This window comes from Erwinia sp. INIA01 (assembly GCF_025947915.1).
Lineage (GTDB): Bacteria > Pseudomonadota > Gammaproteobacteria > Enterobacterales > Enterobacteriaceae > Erwinia > Erwinia coffeiphila.
The window spans coordinates 145,672-164,791 of sequence record NZ_JAPDNC010000006.1 but is presented as its reverse complement, the minus strand read 5'-3'; the positions used below and the strand labels follow the sequence as shown (position 1 = coordinate 164,791).

At 53.1% G+C, this 19,120-nt stretch carries 11 protein-coding genes; 6 read left to right on the top strand and 5 right to left on the bottom strand.

What is annotated here, in order from left to right; translation table 11 throughout:
- Window positions 1-213: 213 nt before the first annotated feature.
- The gene (locus OMR58_RS12710; RefSeq protein WP_264546126.1) at window positions 214-1,086 is read left to right on the top strand and encodes an AraC family transcriptional regulator; all 873 of its coding nucleotides are present in this window, start codon (window positions 214-216) and stop codon (window positions 1,084-1,086) included.
- 39 nt (window positions 1,087-1,125) lie between these two features.
- On the top strand, window positions 1,126-1,533 hold the full coding sequence (locus OMR58_RS12705; protein WP_264546125.1) for a DUF2000 domain-containing protein: 408 nt from the start codon (window positions 1,126-1,128) through the stop codon (window positions 1,531-1,533).
- A 197-nt stretch (window positions 1,534-1,730) separates the two neighbouring features.
- On the opposite strand, the gene OMR58_RS12700 is transcribed toward OMR58_RS12705, so the two are convergent.
- On the bottom strand, window positions 1,731-3,146 hold the full coding sequence (locus OMR58_RS12700; protein WP_264546124.1) for an NAD(P)/FAD-dependent oxidoreductase: 1,416 nt from the start codon (window positions 3,144-3,146) through the stop codon (window positions 1,731-1,733).
- 1,333 nt (window positions 3,147-4,479) lie between these two features.
- On the opposite strand from OMR58_RS12700, the gene murP reads away from it, so the two are divergent.
- The gene (gene murP / locus OMR58_RS12695; RefSeq protein ID WP_264546123.1) at window positions 4,480-5,922 is read left to right on the top strand and encodes a PTS N-acetylmuramic acid transporter subunit IIBC; all 1,443 of its coding nucleotides are present in this window, start codon (window positions 4,480-4,482) and stop codon (window positions 5,920-5,922) included.
- 152 nt (window positions 5,923-6,074) lie between these two features.
- Here murP and guaA read toward each other — a convergent pair whose 3' ends face one another.
- Window positions 6,075-7,655, bottom strand: a complete 1,581-nt coding sequence (gene guaA, locus OMR58_RS12690) for a glutamine-hydrolyzing GMP synthase (RefSeq protein WP_200563098.1) — start codon at window positions 7,653-7,655, stop codon at window positions 6,075-6,077.
- A gap of 80 nt (window positions 7,656-7,735) precedes the next feature.
- Window positions 7,736-9,202 (bottom strand): IMP dehydrogenase, encoded by a 1,467-nt coding sequence (gene guaB, locus OMR58_RS12685; RefSeq protein WP_105593232.1) that lies wholly within the window; start codon window positions 9,200-9,202, stop codon window positions 7,736-7,738.
- A gap of 170 nt (window positions 9,203-9,372) precedes the next feature.
- Here guaB and xseA point away from each other — a divergent pair, with 170 nt between their 5' ends.
- Complete coding sequence (gene xseA / locus OMR58_RS12680) at window positions 9,373-10,755, top strand: exodeoxyribonuclease VII large subunit (protein WP_264546122.1); 1,383 nt, start codon at window positions 9,373-9,375, stop codon at window positions 10,753-10,755.
- Between the two features lie 814 nt (window positions 10,756-11,569).
- Here xseA and OMR58_RS12675 read toward each other — a convergent pair.
- Window positions 11,570-14,002 (bottom strand): glucose/quinate/shikimate family membrane-bound PQQ-dependent dehydrogenase, encoded by a 2,433-nt coding sequence (locus OMR58_RS12675; RefSeq protein WP_200561639.1) that lies wholly within the window; start codon window positions 14,000-14,002, stop codon window positions 11,570-11,572.
- Between the two features lie 278 nt (window positions 14,003-14,280).
- Window positions 14,281-16,200, bottom strand: a complete 1,920-nt coding sequence (locus OMR58_RS12670; RefSeq protein ID WP_264546121.1) for an ATP phosphoribosyltransferase regulatory subunit — start codon at window positions 16,198-16,200, stop codon at window positions 14,281-14,283.
- Window positions 16,201-16,572: 372 nt separating this feature from the next.
- Here OMR58_RS12670 and hdcC point away from each other — a divergent pair, with 372 nt between their 5' ends.
- Window positions 16,573-17,925 carry a histidine-histamine antiporter gene (gene hdcC / locus OMR58_RS12665; protein WP_264546120.1) on the top strand — a complete coding sequence of 451 codons (1,353 nt, stop codon included), beginning with the start codon at window positions 16,573-16,575 and terminating at the stop codon, window positions 17,923-17,925.
- 36 nt (window positions 17,926-17,961) lie between these two features.
- The gene (locus OMR58_RS12660; protein ID WP_264546119.1) at window positions 17,962-19,098 is read left to right on the top strand and encodes a histidine decarboxylase; all 1,137 of its coding nucleotides are present in this window, start codon (window positions 17,962-17,964) and stop codon (window positions 19,096-19,098) included.
- The last annotated feature ends 22 nt before the right edge of the window (window positions 19,099-19,120 follow it).

Sequence of the window (19,120 nt, the reverse complement as noted above, 5' to 3'; positions counted from 1 at the left end):
AGGAGGTGGTACTGAACGTTTGCAGATTGATGCGGAACAGATTTGCAGCATCTGTCGCTAAATTGACATAAAAGCCACAGGTCGTCTATTGCAGGCCCGCGCTTATTACATAGCTTGACAGTAGGTGGACGATTCCCCCGTTCGGTGGCACGATAAGGCATAATCCGCGCTTTTCTGATTTCATACTGCGGGCATAGTTCGAGGATATTCCTGATGAATACGCCGGGCAATACGGGTGCTGGCAAAGACTGGGTCAACTTCCATCGTGATGAAGAGACCGGTATAGAAAGCATTAACGCGCATTTTCGTGGCCACGCCTACGATCCGCACGATCATGACGAAGTGCTGGTCGGGGTAACAATGCAGGGTCTTCAGCGATTTAACTGCCATCGCACACTGCATACCAGCCAGCCGGGGCGCGCGATCCTGATTGAGCCAGGTGCCGTTCACGACGGCCACGCGCCGGACGTCGACGGCTTTACCTACGTGATGCTTTACCTACCGCAAAGCTGGGTCACAGAGATGATGCAGCGTCGCGGGCTGGGTGATGTTTCGGTAATTGAAGCCGCGTTTCGCCATACTCTGACCGATGATTCACAATTAATCACAGCCATTCAGCAGGCATTTTTTGCCGTTCATCATCAGGAAGGTCGGCTGGCACGCGATCAGACGCTAGATCACCTGCTGTATCTGCTGTCCCGCCATATCGGCAACAGGCCGGCCGTCAGCCTTGATGATTCTTTGATGCAAATGTATCAATTACGCGATTATCTGCACGACCGTATGCACCTGGATATCGGGCTGGATGAGCTTTCTCAGCACGCTGGCCTTGATCGCTTTCGCCTGAGCCGTCAGTTTAAGAAGGCCTTCGGCCAGTCACCACACGCTTACCTGGTCCGGCTTCGGCTGCGCACCGCGCGGGTACTGCTCGCTCAGGGCATTGAACCCGCACGGGTTGCCTCAGACGTCGGTTTTTCCGACCAAAGCCATATGGGGCGCTGGTTCCAGCGCGCTTATCGCCTTTCACCGGCGGGTTACCAACGCCATTGCACAAACGTTCTAGATCGACAGGCCCGTCATCTCTGATGATGTCATCTCATACAGATGACCGGAGAATGGCTACCGATGTTTGATACAAAAATCGCCTTTATCGTGCGTGATGATTTGCCCACCTGGCAGCGTTTAAATGTTGTGGCATTCCTGGCAACGGGGGTTGCCGCCACGGCCCCCGAAATTATGGGCGCGCCTTACGTTGATGCCAAAGGTCGCCAGTACGGCAATATGTCCGGCCAGCCTATGCTGATTTTTGCAGCGGATATCAATGGATTGCAGACGGCACATCGCAAAGGGCTGGAGCGAGAGTTAACGCTGATCCCCTACGTGCATGCGATGTTTTCAACCGGACACGATGAAGCTAACCGCGATGTCTTTATGGCTGAGGACGCAGACAATTTAAATCTGGTCGGGCTGGGCGTACGTGGGCCGAAAAAGATCGTGGATAAAGTGATTAAAGGGCTAAGGCTGCACGATTAAAGGCTGATATACGGCCGTTCCTGCGCCGTATCCCGCGACTTTCGCGGGATTTTTTACTGGTGCGGCAGTGCTTTTAAACCCGGATACCTCTCAGACAGAACCTGCACACTCTGGCTGACTGGCGCAACGCCCGGTCAGTCAGAGTGTGCAAGAGTGCCTTACTGGCGAGTGGCCCGGTTTTATCCGCAGTTACCCCGTTAGAAACGATAGAGGCTGAATGGCTCAGGATTCAGCACCGGCGTCTTACCAAGCAGCAGATCGGCGGTGATCTCGGCTGAAACCGGGCTTTCCGTCATTCCCCAACCGGTAGCAGTGTTGATCACCATGCCCGGATACTCTTTCACCACGGAAATGATTGGGTCCTCATCCGGCGCAATCGACATCGCGCCACTCCAGCGATCGATAAGTTTTGAATCTTTGAACGCCGGGAACTCCGCTTTCAGTTTCTCCAGTGAACTTTCCAGCTCAGGAACGTCTGGAGCCGCGGTCATATCGCGATATTTCTCGAACGGCGACACTTCATTCAGCGCCCAGTGTTTTGGCTGCATAAAGGTATTGATTAGCTGCTCGTTGAGTGAAATATGCACCGGGAAGTCAGGCTGGGACATCAGCGGCAGATACTTGTAGCCGTACATGAATGATTCCTGCACAACAGGAGCAACAATCACACGCGGCGAGGTTGCATAGCTGCCGTCGGCCTGTTCACGGAAGTAAATATTCCCCGGCAATGCAACGTTACCGCCAGGTGCACCCGGCGCAGCACTGATCAGCTGCTGTGACTGATAGGCTGGCAGCGTCGGCACATTTACATTCAGATTCTGCATAAACAGTCGGGACCAGGCCCCACCAGCAACCACAACCTGCGACGTTCTGATTGCACCCTGTTCAGTCACCACATCGGAAATGGCACCGGCCTGGGTTTCAATCCCCCTGGCGGCACAGTTGGTGTAAATTTTTACACCGATCTTCATCGCGTATTCAGCCATCACGAAGGCGGCGATTTCAGGATCGAGACTGCCTGAGTCTTCTTCAAATCCGGCGATTTTCCAGCTGGACGTAGCGCCTTTTAAGCGCTGGTTCAGTTCATCACCTTCAATGATTCGGGTTTTGAATGGGATATCTGAACCCACTTCTTTATGTTTGGTATCAATCCACTGTCTGACGTGTGCTAAATCTTCATCATCCAGTGGAACTTCAACCCTGCCCTGCGTGCGATAACTGGTATCGGCACCCACTTTGGCATTCATCTCGCGCCAGCGCTGCTTCGCCATATGGTGCAGCATGAAAGTGGCATCCGGCATTTTATAGGTCATCACCTGTCCATAAAAACGGCTCGACTGTTCACCGGCAATATTCCCTTTTTCAACAACCACAACCGACAGGCCGCGCTCGGCCAGGTTGATTGCGGTCATAATCCCCTGAATCCCGCCCCCCACAACGACTACATCGGACTGCTTTGGCAACGGCCCGTTCAGACCGTTAACAAAGCCAACTCGCGGTTTACCCGGGATCAGGCGACCTTCGCGAGTTAGCATCGGAGTCAATATCCCGGCACCACCGGCAGCAACCACGGCTGCACCACCAATCAAAAATTTTCTTCTTGTGATATTCATTTTAGATTTTCCTTTTAATAACAGATAAGCAGCTTTCCCGATGCCGTTACCCGAGAAATTCATCTGTAGCGAACAGTACGCAGGCGGTTCCCCCACGACATTCGGTGTTAATTTTAAGAATTGATATCTGGTGAAGCTTTAATGTTGATTAACAGGCAGCGATTCCTGCCCCCTAAAAAATGCAAAGGCATCCCTGGCGATTATTAATATAATCACCAATCGCTTTACGGATAATTAAAATTGAGTTTCCGTCAGCATCAAGCCGTACGAACTTGGCCGTTATCCATATCACGTCATGGACGGCATCTAAAACGTTAACAGAATCTCTTTAGCGGAAACGTTAATTTCCGGGATCGCGTATGTGAGTGCACATTCCTAATTATCTCTTGTCCGGTTGCATGTTGCAGCACGGCATCTCAGGGGGTAACAAAGCATCTATCGGTGCGCACATTAACAAACTTGACACATAAAAACACCCTTTTATGCACGTTATGATAACCACCAACACACTGAAAAACGTATAAAACGACCAAAATCATTCACTTTTGTGAATAAAAAGTGCATAAATAAACGTAAATCAGTGTAAATTTAATGATTAATTATTCATTTAAAAAAAATAAAAAAATAATCAAAAAAAAATCGAGAGATTGAATTAACCCTGAATATTAAAATGTCATTTTTAGCAATCATCAGCAGTGGCAGGCAACATACATGCTGTAAAATCCAGCACCCACTTAATACTTGCTGTATATGCGCAAACATTTCGGGGTTACTTTATAGACATAATATAGCTAAGGTTATCGACATAAGATAACCGCATATTTTTTAACCGGATGATTTTGATGATTTAATCACCATCGCGATGAAAAAAAGATTTATCTAAGGGTAATAAAACCTATTAACCCCACCCTAATCTCAGGGATAAATTTCACTGTGTCGTTAAATCAGTTATTTCGTTGAATGTCGCAACGGTGCTGAATATATACAAGATCCTGCCACGAACACACCCGACACATCAGATTTTCGGCTTTAACCCGCAAACGCGTAGATATTCTGATTTTCTTCATATTCGTTACCTTTCCCTGCGGTATGCCTACTGCTAACGCAGCGCTACAGCGCTGAAGGTCACATTTTGCCATTAAATCCGCTGTATACGCTGCCTGCTAAAGGGGAACCTCAAGAAGAGTGGGCAGAAAACTGTAATACTAAAGCAACGCTATCTTTGGGTTTTCAGCGGAAAGAGGCTCAGGTCGCGTATCAGGGAGACGAGAAATTCCCCTTTTTGGAACCCCTGCCCCATACGCATCACGCAGGTCAATACGGAGAACGATTTATGGCAAAGATAACGGAACGGTTGATTGCTGAGATCCTGCAACAGGTCGGCGGGAAAAACAACGTCGTGGCCTGCGGAAACTGCATGACCCGGCTGCGACTGACGTTAAGCAATGACCAGCTTGTCGATCGCGACAAATTGAAAGTACTGCCGGGTGTTCTTGGCGTGATTAATACTGAAGATCAGCTGCAAATCGTTCTCGGGCCGGGTAAAGCTCAGACCGCCGCTGAAATGATGAATACGCTGCTGGCCAGCGGCGCGGTGGCTGATGCTGAAAGCCCGGCTATTGACGCAGTGGCTCGCGATAACAAGCAGAAGATTAAAGCCAGCCAAACCAGCGCCGTGCATCAGTTCCTGGCGAAGTTCGCTACGATCTTTACACCGCTGATACCTGGCTTTATTGCCGCCGGGATGCTGCTGGGTTTTGCAACGCTGCTCGAGCAAAGCCTGCTGGCAAATGCGGCTGAGAAGAATGTGACGCTGGTGCAGATCGTCGGTTACATGAAAATTTTCGGCAAGGGGCTGTTTACCTTCCTGCCGATACTGATTGGCTATAACGCGCAAAAGGCCTTCGGCGGAACCGGTGTCAACGGCGCTATTATCGCCTCGCTATTCGTACTGAGCTACAATCCCGCTGCGACGGTGGGCTACTTCTCCGGGATCGATAACTTTTTTGGCATGAGCATCGATCCGCGAGGAAATATTATTGGCGTGCTGATTGCCTCAATTCTCGGCGCGTGGATTGAACGGCAGCTCCGCCGCGTTATCCCCGACAATCTCGATATGATCCTTACCTCCCTGCTGACGCTGGTTATTACCGGCGCAATCACCTTTACCTTAATCATGCCGATTGGCGGCGAGCTGTTTAAAGGCATGTCCTGGCTGTTCCTGCACCTGAACGGCAACCCGTTTGGCTGCGCGATTCTGGCCGGTTTGTTCCTGATTGCAGTCGTTTTCGGCGTGCACCAGGGCTTTATCCCGGTTTATTTCGCGCTGATGGATGCCCAGGGCTTCAACTCCCTGTTCCCGATACTGGCGATGGCCGGGGGCGGACAGGTCGGTGCCGCGCTGGCGCTTTACTTCCGTTCAGCCAGGCACTCAGCCACGCGTAATCAGGTGAAAGGCGCGATTATTCCCGGCCTGCTGGGCATTGGCGAACCGCTGATTTATGCCGTGACGCTGCCTCGGGTAAAACCGTTTGTCACCGCCTGCCTGGGCGGTGCCTGCGGCGGCTTCTTTATCGGCCTGGTGGCATGGCTTGGGCTACCGATTGGCATGAACACCGTGTTCGGCCCGTCCGGGTTGGTGACACTGCCGCTGATGACCTCTAACGAGGGGATCTACACGGGTATGGCGATTTATGCGGCGGGGCTTCTTGTCGCCTACGTGAGCGGTTTTATCATCACGTGGTGCTTTGGCTGGAAGGATGTGGATTTGAGCTGATGGTAATCCAACTATCAAAACGCTGACGGAAATCACCCGTGCTGTGGGAATCCACTTAACACCGAGTCGCCCTTAAAAAGAAAAAGCCTCTGTAAGAACAGAGGCTTTTTGCGGTATTGAACAGAAGTGATTAGCCAGGAACTGGCGTTAAATCATTCCCACTCAATCGTGGCCGGTGGTTTACCGGAGATATCGTAAACCACGCGGGAGATGCCGTTCACTTCGTTAATGATGCGGTTGGAAACGCGGCCGAGGAAGTCATACGGCAGATGCGCCCAGTGTGCGGTCATAAAGTCGATGGTTTCTACCGCACGCAGGGAAACAACCCAGTCGTATTTACGGCCATCGCCCATCACGCCGACGGAACGAACAGGCAGGAAGACGGTAAACGCCTGGCTGACTTTGTTATACAGGTCGGCTTTGTGCAGCTCTTCAATGAAGATGGCATCCGCACGGCGCAACAGGTCACAGTACTCTTTCTTCACTTCGCCCAGCACGCGCACACCCAGACCCGGGCCCGGGAACGGATGACGGAACAGCATCGCGTGCGGCAGGCCCAGCTCCAGGCCGATTTTGCGCACTTCGTCTTTGAACAGCTCGCGCAGCGGTTCAACCAGGCCCATCTTCATCTCTTTCGGCAGGCCGCCCACGTTGTGGTGAGATTTGATGACGTGCGCTTTGCCGGTGGCAGATGCCGCAGACTCAATCACGTCCGGATAGATGGTGCCCTGTGCCAGCCACTTCACGTCTTCCAGCTTCAGCGCTTCTTCGTCGAACACTTCAACAAACACGCGGCCGATGATCTTACGTTTGGCTTCCGGATCGTTTTCACCCGCCAGCGCATCAAGGAAGCGCTTTTCGCCTTCAACGTGGATGATGTTCAGGCCAAAGTGGTCGCCAAACATCTCCATTACCTGCTGGGCTTCGTTCAGGCGCAGCAGGCCGTTATCGACGAAGACGCAGGTCAGGCGATCGCCGATGGCGCGGTGCAGCAGCATCGCGGTCACGGATGAGTCAACGCCGCCGGACAGGCCGAGGATCACTTTATCTTCGCCAACCTGTTCGCGCAGGCGCTCAACGGCATCTTCGATAATCTTCGCCGGGGTCCACAGTGCTTCGCACTCGCAGATGTCGCGCACGAAGCGCTCCAGCAGGCGCTGGCCCTGACGGGTATGGGTCACTTCCGGGTGAAACTGCACGCCGTAGAAGCGCTTCTCTTCGTTGGCCATAATGGCAAACGGACAGGTATCTGTGCTGGCAACGGTCACAAAGTCGGACGGAATCGCGGTGACTTTGTCGCCGTGGCTCATCCAGACGTCCAGCAGCGGCTTACCGGCGGCGCTCAGGGCGTCTTCGATATCGCGGGTCAGCGCGCTCTGGGTTTTCACTTCTACCTGCGCATAGCCAAACTCACGCTCGTTAGAACCTTCAACCGCGCCGCCCAGCTGCATTGCCATGGTCTGCATGCCGTAGCATACGCCCAGCACCGGCACACCGGCGTTAAACACGTACTCAGGCGCACGCGGGCTGCCGTGTTCGGTGGTGCTTTCCGGACCGCCGGAGAGGATGATGCCGCTCGGTTTGAAACCGCGGATCTGCTCTTCGGTTACGTCCCACGCCCACAGTTCGCAGTACACGCCCAGCTCACGCACGCGGCGCGCAACCAGCTGAGTATACTGTGAACCGAAATCGAGGATCAGAATGCGGTGTTTATGAATGTTTTCCGTCGTCATTGGCTATTCCAGGGCGATGTAATTCAAATACGGGAAGTAGTAAAACGCCCGGCTAAGCCGGGCGCACAGCACAGGGTTTATCAGGAACCCATGCGGTAGTTCGGGGACTCTTTGGTAATGGTCACGTCGTGAACGTGGCTTTCCTGAATCCCGGCACCGCTGATGCGAACAAATTCCGCTTTGGTACGCAGGTCGTCGATAGTACCACAGCCGGTCAGGCCCATACAGGAGCGCAGACCGCCCATTTGCTGATGCACAATCGCTTTCAGGAAACCTTTGTAGGCCACGCGGCCTTCGATTCCTTCCGGCACCAGTTTGTCAGCGGCGTTGTCGGTCTGGAAGTAACGGTCAGAAGATCCTTTGGACATCGCGCCCAGGGAACCCATACCGCGGTAGGACTTGAATGAACGGCCCTGGTAAAGTTCGATTTCGCCAGGTGCTTCATCGGTCCCCGCCAGCATGGAACCCACCATCACCGCAGAAGCGCCGGCAGCGATAGCTTTAGCGATATCACCAGAGAAACGGATACCGCCGTCGGCGATAACCGGAATACCGGTACCTTCCAGCGCAGCGACCGCGTCGGATACGGCAGTGATCTGCGGTACACCTACGCCGGTCACGATACGGGTCGTACAGATAGAACCAGGACCGATACCGACTTTCACCGCGCTCACGCCCGCTTCAACCAGCGCCAGCGCACCCGCTCCGGTCGCAACATTGCCGCCAACGATCTGCAGGTCAGGGTATTTAGCACGGGTGTCGCGAATACGCTGCAGAACGCCTTCGGAGTGGCCGTGTGAGGAGTCAATCAGCAGCACGTCTACACCGGCCGCTACCAGCGCATCAACGCGCTCTTCGTTACCGGCACCGGCACCAACGGCGGCACCAACGCGCAGGCGACCGTGTTCGTCTTTACAGGCGTTAGGTTTACGCTCGGCTTTCTGGAAGTCTTTTACGGTGATCATGCCCAGCAGGTGGAAGCTGTCATCCACGACCAGCGCTTTCTCAACGCGTTTTTCGTGCATTTTCTGCAGAACGATGTCGCGGGCTTCGCCCTCTTTCACCGTTACCAGACGATCTTTCGGCGTCATTACGGCAGAAACCGGCAGGGTCAGATCGGTAACGAAACGAACGTCACGACCGGTGATGATACCCACCAGTTCGTTTTCGCCGTTCACAACAGGGTAGCCGGCAAAACCGTTGCGCTCGGTCAGGGCTTTCACTTCGCTCAGCGCGGTGGTTGGCAGCACGGTCTGCGGTTCAGTCACGACGCCGCTTTCGTGTTTTTTCACCTTGCGAACTTCATCCGCCTGGCGCTCAATGGACATATTTTTGTGGATAAAGCCCAGGCCACCTTCCTGCGCCAGCGCAATGGCCAGACCGGCTTCGGTCACGGTATCCATGGCAGCGGACAGCATTGGAATATTCAGGCGAATAGTTTTGGTAAGCTGGGTGCTGAGGTCGGCAGTGTTTGGTAATACAGTAGAGTGAGCAGGAACGAGCAGAACGTCGTCGAATGTCAGGGCTTCTTTAGCGATTCTTAGCATGGCAATATCTCAACCTCAGGGTGAATGAGAACTTGTAAAATATTGCCGCGGCATTATACAGGCCGTAATCGATTGCCTCCAGTACTTTTTAATAAAAACTCTTGAAACCTTCGTTCAGCCATGTAGTATCGGTTGATTAACCTCCTGATTTAAAATTTGATCTTCATCACATGTCGCTACCGCCAACCGCTAATATTTTTACCGTCAGCCGTCTTAATACCACAGTGCGTAAGCTGCTGGAGATGGAGATGGGCCAGGTGTGGCTGAGCGCTGAGATCTCCAATTTTTCCCAGCCCTCTTCCGGTCACTGGTACTTCACGCTGAAGGACGACGGCGCCCAGGTGCGCTGCGCCATGTTTCGCAACAGCAACCGCCGCGTTGATTTTCGGCCACAGAATGGTCAGCAGGTGCTGGTGCGCGCCACCATCACGCTGTATGAACCGCGCGGCGACTATCAGCTGATTGCAGAGAGCATGATGCCTGCCGGTGACGGGCTGTTGCAGCAGCAGTTTGAGCAGCTTAAACAGCGCCTGATGGCGGAAGGCCTGTTCGAACAGATTCACAAGCAGCCTCTGCCCGATCCGGCTCGCCAGGTTGGGGTGATTACCTCCGCCAGCGGTGCCGCTCTGCACGACGTGCTGCGCGTGCTGCATCGCCGCGACCCTTCCCTGCCGGTGGTGATCTATCCGACTCAGGTTCAGGGTGCTGAAGCGCCTGCCGGTATTGTTCGTGCGATTGAGCTGGCGAATGCGCGGGGCGAGTGTGATGTGCTGATCGTCGGTCGCGGCGGCGGTTCGCTGGAAGATCTGTGGAGCTTTAACGACGAGCGCGTGGCGCGGGCGATTTTTGCCAGCCGTATTCCTATTGTCAGCGCCGTCGGCCATGAAACCGATGTAACCATCGCCGATTTTGTCGCTGACCTGCGCGCGCCAACGCCTTCTGCGGCTGCCGAACTGGTCAGCCGTAATCAAATTGAGTTGTTGCGCCAGCTTCAGTCCCTGCAGCAGCGGCTGGAGATGGCAATGGATTACTATCTCGCGCAGCAGCAGCGCAGCTTTACCCGCCTGCATCACCGCCTTCAGCAGCAGCATCCACAGCTCCAGCTGGCGCGGCAGCAGACCGCGCTGATTAAGCTACGCCGCCGTCTGGATGATGCCGTGCAGTTGCAGGTGCGTCAGGCCGTTCGCCAGCAGGAGCGTGCGGAGCAGCGCCTGGGTGCTATTCGCCCGGAAATGCGCGTGGAGCGTCTTCGTCAGCAGCTACAGCAGTGGCAGTATCGCCTACAGCAGTCGATGCAGCAGCAGCTTAACGGTAATAAGCAGCGCTTCAGCAATCTGGCCGCTCAGCTTGAGGGCGTCAGCCCGCTGGCTACGCTGGCACGCGGCTTTAGCGTCACCACTGCGGCGGATGGTCAGGTAGTGAAGAAAACGCAGCAGTTGCATCCTGGCGATACGTTGAAGACGCGGCTGGATGATGGTTGGGTGGAGAGCGAAGTGACTGCGGTTACGCCGATAGCACCGGTTAAGAAACCCCGTAGGCGTTCTGCTTCCTGATTAGAGAGCGCTGGCTGGCAGTGCCCCGGTCGGGCGGTCCTCGCGCTGCTTTGCGGTCCCCTCACTTCGTTTTTCAGCCTGTCGGACCGTCACAGACGCGCATTTACGCTGCGATGTTTGCAGCCCGGAGCGGTTACGCTGGCTGGCAGTGCCCCCGGTCGGGCGGTCCTCGCGCCGCTTCGCGGTTCCCTCACTCCATGCGTCAGCCTGTCGGACCGCCACAGACGGGCCGTCCTGGCCCGGCTGTGACTTTTGGCCGCGTCCATGCGGCCAAATCCTGGCTTCCTCTCTGCGTTCAGCGCTGTGGATTGCCCGACCGGGGGCACTGCCAGCCTGCTTTCAAGCTTTCGCGTTGTCTGAAAATAAAAAGCGACGAAATTGTACAGAGGGGACGGCCTCTGCTGCTGCATAAGGGCATCCGCAGCGCTGAGGTGGAAGCTGATGGCCAGGAGATGCCAGCAGGACGCTGGCATCAGGCGGGGTCGGTATAGGGATATACCGTCTCCGCCGGTCCGACAGGCCAGCAGCTGTAACCGAAGGCACCGCAACGCGGCGCGAGGACCGCCCAGGAGCAGCAGCAGAGGCTGAACCCCAGCCCGCTGTTTCACAGCAACGTGTTACTCACGATATACCGGCTTTCAGCTTGTTACGCTATGTCGACCGCAGAGCAGGATTACTACCGGATATTCAATACATAAAAAAACCGCCATCTCAAAGAGACGGCGGTTTTTTAGGATTCCCCTCCGGCCAGCATGACGCTTTTACAGAAGGGAGCGCTGCATTACAGAACGCTCAGTCCAGTAAGTCGCTCGACTTATTTATCCAGCGCGTAGGCAATCACATAGTCACCGCGATCCGGAGACTGACGCGCACCGCCCGCAGAAATCAGGATGTACTGCTTACCTGTTTTCGGCGACTTGTAGCTCATTGGGCCACCCTGGCTGCCAACTGGCAGACGGGCTTTCCACACTTCTTTACCGGTTGAAGTATCGAAAGCACGCAGGTAGTAGTCCTGAGTACCGGCGATGAACACCAGGCCGCCCTGAGTGGCCAGCGTACCGCCAAGTGTTGGCATGCCCACCGGCATCTGCGCTTTCATTTTGATACCAAATGGACCGGTATCCTGCACCGTACCAACCGGCACCTGCCACACAATTTTCTGCGTTTTCAGGTCGATAGCAGACAGCGTACCGAACGGTGGCTTCTGGCAAGGGATGCCCAGCGGTGACATAAAGCGGTTTTTGTTCACCGCATACGGGGTGCCTTTCAGCGGAACTGCGCCCATACCGGTATTCACCGCTTCGCCGCCGTTGCTGGCAGGACCAGAGGTGGTTTTCGCCGGGATCATCTGTACCCACAGGCCCAGACGCATATCGTTAGCGAAGATGTAATGGTTGTTCGGATCGGTCGACAGACTGCCCCAGTTCATACCGCCCAGTGAACCCGGGAAGCTGAGGGACAGGTCGGTACCCGGAACGGTGAACAGACCATCGTAGCGCATAGATTTAAAGCCGATACGGCAGGCCAGCTGATCGAACGGCGTAGCGCCCCACATATCAGACTCGGTCATGGTATCCGCACCGATCTGCGGCATACCAACAGACTTAGGCTGAGTCGGCGTGTACTGCTCGTTTGGAATGTTACCAGGCTTAACCGGCACTTCTTTCACTTCGGTCAGCGGTTGACCGGTCAGGCGATCCAGCACGAAGATCTGGCCTGCTTTGGTACCAAATACCACCGCTGGCTTGCTGCTGCCGTCTTTCTGTGGGAAGTCGATCAGGCTTGGCTGCATTGGGATATCGAAGTCCCATAGATCGTTATGAACGGTCTGATACACCCATTTTTCTTTACCGGTAGTCGCATCCAGCGCCAGGATAGAGGCACCATATTTATGGTCCAGCGCGTTACGGTTTGCACCCCACAGGTCAACGGACGAACTACCCATTGGCAGGAACACGGTGTTCATTGCCGGATCGTAGGACATCGGAGCCCAGGAGTTCGGCGTACTGCGAACGAAGGTTTTACCTGGTTCCAGCTTGGCCGTTGGGTCCGGATTGCCCGGGTCAAACGCCCAGCGCATTTCACCGGTGATCACGTCAAAGCCGCGCAGTACGCCGCCAGGCATATCGGTCTGCACGTTATCAGCTACACGTCCACCCACAACGACGGTAGTACCCGCCAGGGTTGGCGCTGAAGTCAGCTGATATTTTGGATCGCCTGCTTCACCCAGACCGGCTTTCAGGTCAACAAAACCTTTGTCGCCGAAGTTCTGGCACATTTCACCATTGTCGGCATTGATGGCGACCAGGCGCGCGTCGATGGTGTTCATCAACAGACGGCGCTGACAGGTATCACCGGCAGCCAGAGTCACCGCGGTCACCGGCGTTGAATCCGGCACACTTGGCTGCTGCAGCGGTTTAGTGGCATCGAAGTAAGCCAGACCACGGCAGCGGTTCCACACCTGGGACTGCGCGTTGATTTCGGTTTTCCAGACCTCTTTACCGGTATCCGCATCCACGGCAATCACGTTGTTATGCGGCGTACAGAGATACAGACGATCGCCTACCTGCAGCGGAGTTTGCTGATCTTCAGCACCGTTGCCGGTTGGGCTTTCCGGAATATCACCGGTGTGGAAGGTCCAGACGGGCTTCAGATCCTTCACGTTGTCACGCGTGATCTGGTCCAGCGCCACAAAGCGGCTTCCTCCGGCAGTGTTACCGTAATTATCCCAGTTTTTCTGCTCGGTTGATTTATCCACAGGCACCAGCGGCAGTTCCTGACCGTTTGATGCAACCGGAGGATGCGGCTGGAACATTTCGAATGCGGTAACCAGCAGGCCAACCACGGTCACAGCGCTCAGACCGTAGGAAAGCTTAGCGGCTGAAGGTTTACTCTCACGCTTGCGCAGCGCCGGGTAAGTGATCAGCGCCAGCAGCAGCATGCCAGCGAAAAATACCACACGGGAAACCAGCGGCCAGAAATCAATACCGGCATCCTGAATGGCCCAGATTACGGTACCAATAAACACCAGAGCAAAAATCAGCACTGCGGATGATTTACGACGGAAGAACTGAATCGCTGAAATGGCGGTAAAAATACCGGCAATCGCGAAGTACCAGCTACCGCCGAGTGAAATCAGTTTTACACCACCAATGACAAAATACAGGCCTGCTGCCAGCAGAATTAACCCTAGCAGGAAACACCACAAGCCCAGCCATTTTGATGACCCGGCATCTGTATGAGGCATACAAAAACACTCCTGGAGAGAATAAGACGTCATTATTGCTGGCAGAAACCGCCGAGTGCGGCGGTTGCCATCCCGCTCATAACGATGAGCTACAATAAGTATAGATGTCTTATTTTTATTAACATTATTACGCGGGACCAGCCCGTCCGGTGTTAACCGCTGAAGCTCACACACCCGTCAGACGTGGCCTGACGGACATAAGCTCCCGCAACTAACGCCAAAATTGTACCACCAGGTTCATTCTGTGATAAACAAAAAGTTAACATCCAACTAAAAAATTATCCATATGGTACATTTGTCCCGCTTCGGCAACCAGGGGAAGCATTGAGACTATGGCTCAGTATGCTAATCGCCTTAGCGAGATTGACCCTTTGCTCTTCCCCGCTGTCGCGATCGTAAATGGCGACTTCGGTTGCTGCTTCGTCAGAGGAAACCACGATAATAAACCGCCCGCCCTGCCGTCTGGCATTTCGCACACAGGCGGTGACGCGCATATGGGAGAAATCATTGGCGATGCTCATCTGCGGAAATGTTTTTCTGAGCGACCGACCGATGTTTAATGCCTGGGTGCTGGCGGCAGGAGAACCCGGAATGATGACCACATCCGTGACCTGCTTCTTAAGCAGATGCTTATCCGTCAGACGCAGCAAACGCATTATCGGGTCCAGCATTAACGCAAAGCCGCAGGCCTGAATCGGCGTTTCAAGAACGCTAGTCGCACATTCATCATAGCGACCACCGCGACATAACAGGCTGTGTTCCAGCAGTTTCTCGCAGTGCCATTCAAAATGGGTATGGCAATAGGCATTTGAGGGATAAAGCCACCGATCCACCACAAAGGGAACGCGGATTTTAGTCAAAGATTCCAGCAGACAATCAAAACGCTTCCGCGATTCCTCCCCAAGGAAATCGCCGATCTCCGGCGCGATGGAACGAAGCCTGGCCAGCAGAGGATGGTCTGAGCGCAGCAGTCTTTCCGGCTGCATTGCGAGGCATTCAGTCCATTCAGATTCGAAAACGCCGATGAAAGGCTGATAAAAAGCACGTAGCGCTGTGCGAAAGGCAGCAAGCTCCTTCTGTGTTCCCGTGCTGTTAATTTTTAACTCCACGTTTTCCTGCAACCCCAGCGATTTGAAAAAATCATATTGCAAAGCCAACTGCTCCAGTTCGATATCCACCCCCGCATAACCAAAGGCTTCAACACCAATCTGCTGATATTGTTGGATATGCTCACCAGAATTTGCCGAACTACGAAACATTACCCCCTCGTACCACAGTTTGCTCATGGACTGCAGATGCGGATGCTGGTTAATCATTTTCAGGCATCCCATCGTCCCCTCTCCACGCAGCAGGGCGCTGTGATTACCCGCGAGGGGAAACTTCTGATTTTGCGATGTAAAAGCCGTTTCATTTCCTTCGCTTTCAAGGAGAGGCAGCCGAACTTCCTGGTAGCAATAACGTGACAGCAGACAGGCGGCCTGATTCTCCAGCCATGCCCAGTCGGTAACCTGATTATGAAAATATTTGCGTGGTCTCCCGGCTTGTCTGGGCTGAACTGGTCTGTGAAGTTGCCTTTCTAACTGCTGACAATACTGTGGGGTACCCAGCAGTCGATTCTGGTTCAGGCAATCCTGTAGCCGTTTTTCAATCGAAGGGCCAAGTGGGGACTGAATAAAACGCGCATACTGGATGGCGCGCTCCTGAGGAGTATGACCGAGGCGCAGATACTGTTCATGCGGTGTAATCATTTGCTGCTGCTCGCCAATATTATTCCGGTAGCTGCTCCAGGTAAGCCTTTCGCCCCTGGCGGCGTGCAGTTCTCCAAGACGGGTATCAACAAATTTTTGTGCAATAAGCAGGTAGGCTTCTGGTTCAATCAGCGAACTATTATATCTTCCTTCCCACAGGCTACCGCTACGATGATATTTTTGATTAAACCAGGGGACATAGCTTCTGCCAATATGCTGAACCAGCCGACTAAGATCCTCTTTTGTCTGCGGCGTTAATAACATCATCATCTGATGTGGTAACAGAGTCCATGCATGTAAAGCGAAGTCGAATAACTCATCAGCCCGTCTTAAACAGTTAAGAAAGGTCAAATAATCCTCGTCATCATGAAACACAATGTCATTATTATGCCCATTTAGCTGAATGAGTTGTGGCAGCCCCTGAACATAAACCCTCGACGTTCTGGACATGGGTAGCTCCCATAAAATTTAGGATTTTTAATTAAAACGCGCCCATTGATAGAATAATAGACCCGCCCCTTTCACGCAGGAATAATCCATCACACCCCCAATCTTTGTCAAGCGTACAAAAACACATCCTTGCAGCAAGTTGTCGTTTTAAAATCCCCAACCAACAACCAGGTATAAATAAAAAAGGGGACAGAACGGATTTATAATGTTTTTAGAAAAAAACTCCACACGGATTCACGGAAAAAACATAAAGACCGAGAATAAATGATCTAAATCATAATTAGCCCCGCATCCGTTTTTAAACTCCATGTATCACATGAAATTCAAGCTGCCTCCTTATTATTAACAGCACCACGTTACAGGATATTTAAAATGGATAAAATCAGCGCAAAATCCGCTCATAAAATGGGCGTCGTGGCCCTGACGCTTGTCACAGCATCAAACATGATGGGCTCAGGGGTATTTATGCTACCCACTAACCTCGCCGGTATTGGCTACATATCCCTGTGGGGGTGGTTTTTCACTATTATCGGGGTCATTGCTATCGCGCTGATCTTCGCAAAAACCAGCCTGTTAACGCCGCGCAACGGTGGAATAGTCGCTTACGCTAGCGATGCCTTTGGCCCCTTCGTCGGATTTCAAACCACCGTTTGCTACTGGATTAGTGCCTGGATCGGCAACGTTGCCCTGTTGGTTGCCGGTATTGGCTATCTCAGCTACTTCTTCCCGCAGCTCAAAGACCCCACGGTTGGCTGCGTGACGGCTATTGTAATCCTCTGGGCATTTATTGCACTCGGCAGCCTGGGCGCACGCGTAGCCGGCCGCGCCCAGTCGTTTACGGCCAGCTGTATGCTGGTTGTGGTGTTGGGCATCGGCATTGTCGGCTGGTTCTGGTTCGACCCGTCGATGTTTAGTCAGGTCTACAACGGTACGGGTAAAAGTGACAGCTCGGCGATTATCTCTGCCGCATCCATTGCGCTGTGGGGATTCCTGGGCGTGGAATCTGCGGTGGTTTCTACCGGACAGGTTGATTGCCCCGAACGAACAGTACCCAAAGCAACGGTCATGGGGTTGCTGATCGCCTCAGTCTGCTACGTCGGTAGCTGTACGGTGATTATGGGCCTGGTTCCTCACGCAGAGCTGGTGAACTCCTCCGCACCTTTTGCCGATGCGGCCCGCTATATGTTCGGTAATACCGCAGGCAATATCGCCTCTGCGCTGAGCATAATCGCCTGCTTTGGTTCTATTTCAGGCTGGCTGATTCTGCAATCGGAAGGCCCACGTGCCGGCGCCCAGCAGGGATTGTTCCCACAGTTTTTTGCCGATGTGAATAAAAATGATGTTCCGATGAAAAGCCTGATTTTTACCGGCGTATTGATGAGTGCCGTCTTAATGATGACCGCCTCACCCAACCTGGCAAAACAGTTTGAAGTGGTCATATTAATGTCCGTTTTTGCCTCCCTTTTGCCTTACATGTACGCGTTAATCTCTCTGCCAATCATCATGATGTCGAAAAAAATAAATCGTGGGCCCTCATTTATGTTTTACAGCGTAATGGTGGTTATTGGGATGATTTATAGCATATTCGCATTGCTTGGCTCGGGGACTGATTCAATGTTTTGGGGAATAGTCATGATGATGTTCACCATCCCTTTATTCTGCTTTGTTGCCGCAGGTCGTAATAAAAAAGGCGATGACATTCTTTATCTCGATAAAAAATCCTGATTTTTAACCTCTCTCAACCAAAAAGGAATTAATACTATGACTCTGTCAATTGAAAACCAAAACAAACTGGATGCATTTTGGTCACACTGCGTTAAGAACCAATATTTCAATCTGGGTTACCCAGAGTCCGCAGACTTTAATTATACGAACCTGGAACGATTCATGCGATTTTCAATCAACAACTGTGGTGGCTGGGGTGAATATTGTAATTATCTGTTGAACTCCTTCGAGTTTGAAAAAGAGGTAATGGAGTACTTCGCCACTCTGTTCAAAATTCCTTTTGCAGAAAGCTGGGGATATATCACTAATGGTGGAACCGAAAGCAATATGTTCGGCTGTTATCTCGGAAGGGAGATCTTCCCGGAGGGTACATTGTATTACTCGAAGGATACTCACTACTCCGTAGCGAAAATCGTCAAGTTGCTGAGAATCAAATCCAGCGTTGTGGAATCGCTGCCGAATGGCGAAGTTGATTACGACGACCTGATGAATAAAATTGCCCGCGACAATGAAAAACATCCGATTATTTTTGCCAATGTCGGGACGACCGTGCGCGGGGCAATTGATGATATCGCACTGATCCAGCAGCGGCTCAAGGAAGCGGGCTTCAGGCGTGAGGATTATTACCTGCACGCAGACGCCGCGCTGAGCGGCATGATCCTGCCTTTTGTTGACGACCCACAGGCCTATTCTTTTGCTGACGGCATTGATTCCATCGGCGTTTCTGGCCACAAAATGATCGGTTCACCGATCCCCTGCGGGATTGTCGTCGCCAAGAAGAAAAATGTTGACCGTATATCTGTTGAGATCGACTACATCTCTGCCCACGATAAAACCATCTCGGGGTCACGCAACGGGCACACTCCGCTGATGATGTGGGAAGCCGTCCGTAGCCATAGCCATGAAAGCTGGGTACGCCGCATTGAACGCTGTCTGAATCTGGCCGAGTACGCCGTTGAACGCTTCCAGAAAGCGGGAATCAATGCGTGGCGCAACAGAAACTCTATCACCGTGGTCTTCCCCTGCCCTTCCGAAGACGTCTGGAAAAAACACTGCCTGGCAACCTCTGGCGACATCGCTCACCTGATCGTCACCGCACATCATCTGGACTCCAGCCAAATCGATCGGCTGATTGATGATGTTATTGCCGACCGTCAGGCCAACGCTGCTTAAAAATCGGCTGCCATGTAAGGAA

Bases quoted from the DNA above. Each gene is read 5' to 3' on its own strand.
- OMR58_RS12710 (WP_264546126.1), top strand. From the start codon at position 214: ATGAATACGCCGGGCAATACGGGTGCTGGCAAAGACTGGGTCAACTTC.
- OMR58_RS12705 (WP_264546125.1), top strand. From the start codon at position 1,126: ATGTTTGATACAAAAATCGCCTTTATCGTGCGTGATGATTTGCCCACC.
- OMR58_RS12700 (WP_264546124.1), bottom strand. From the start codon at position 3,146: ATGAATATCACAAGAAGAAAATTTTTGATTGGTGGTGCAGCCGTGGTT.
- murP (WP_264546123.1), top strand. From the start codon at position 4,480: ATGGCAAAGATAACGGAACGGTTGATTGCTGAGATCCTGCAACAGGTC.
- guaA (WP_200563098.1), bottom strand. From the start codon at position 7,655: ATGACGACGGAAAACATTCATAAACACCGCATTCTGATCCTCGATTTC.
- guaB (WP_105593232.1), bottom strand. From the start codon at position 9,202: ATGCTAAGAATCGCTAAAGAAGCCCTGACATTCGACGACGTTCTGCTC.
- xseA (WP_264546122.1), top strand. From the start codon at position 9,373: ATGTCGCTACCGCCAACCGCTAATATTTTTACCGTCAGCCGTCTTAAT.
- OMR58_RS12675 (WP_200561639.1), bottom strand. From the start codon at position 14,002: ATGCCTCATACAGATGCCGGGTCATCAAAATGGCTGGGCTTGTGGTGT.
- OMR58_RS12670 (WP_264546121.1), bottom strand. From the start codon at position 16,200: ATGTCCAGAACGTCGAGGGTTTATGTTCAGGGGCTGCCACAACTCATT.
- hdcC (WP_264546120.1), top strand. From the start codon at position 16,573: ATGGATAAAATCAGCGCAAAATCCGCTCATAAAATGGGCGTCGTGGCC.
- OMR58_RS12660 (WP_264546119.1), top strand. From the start codon at position 17,962: ATGACTCTGTCAATTGAAAACCAAAACAAACTGGATGCATTTTGGTCA.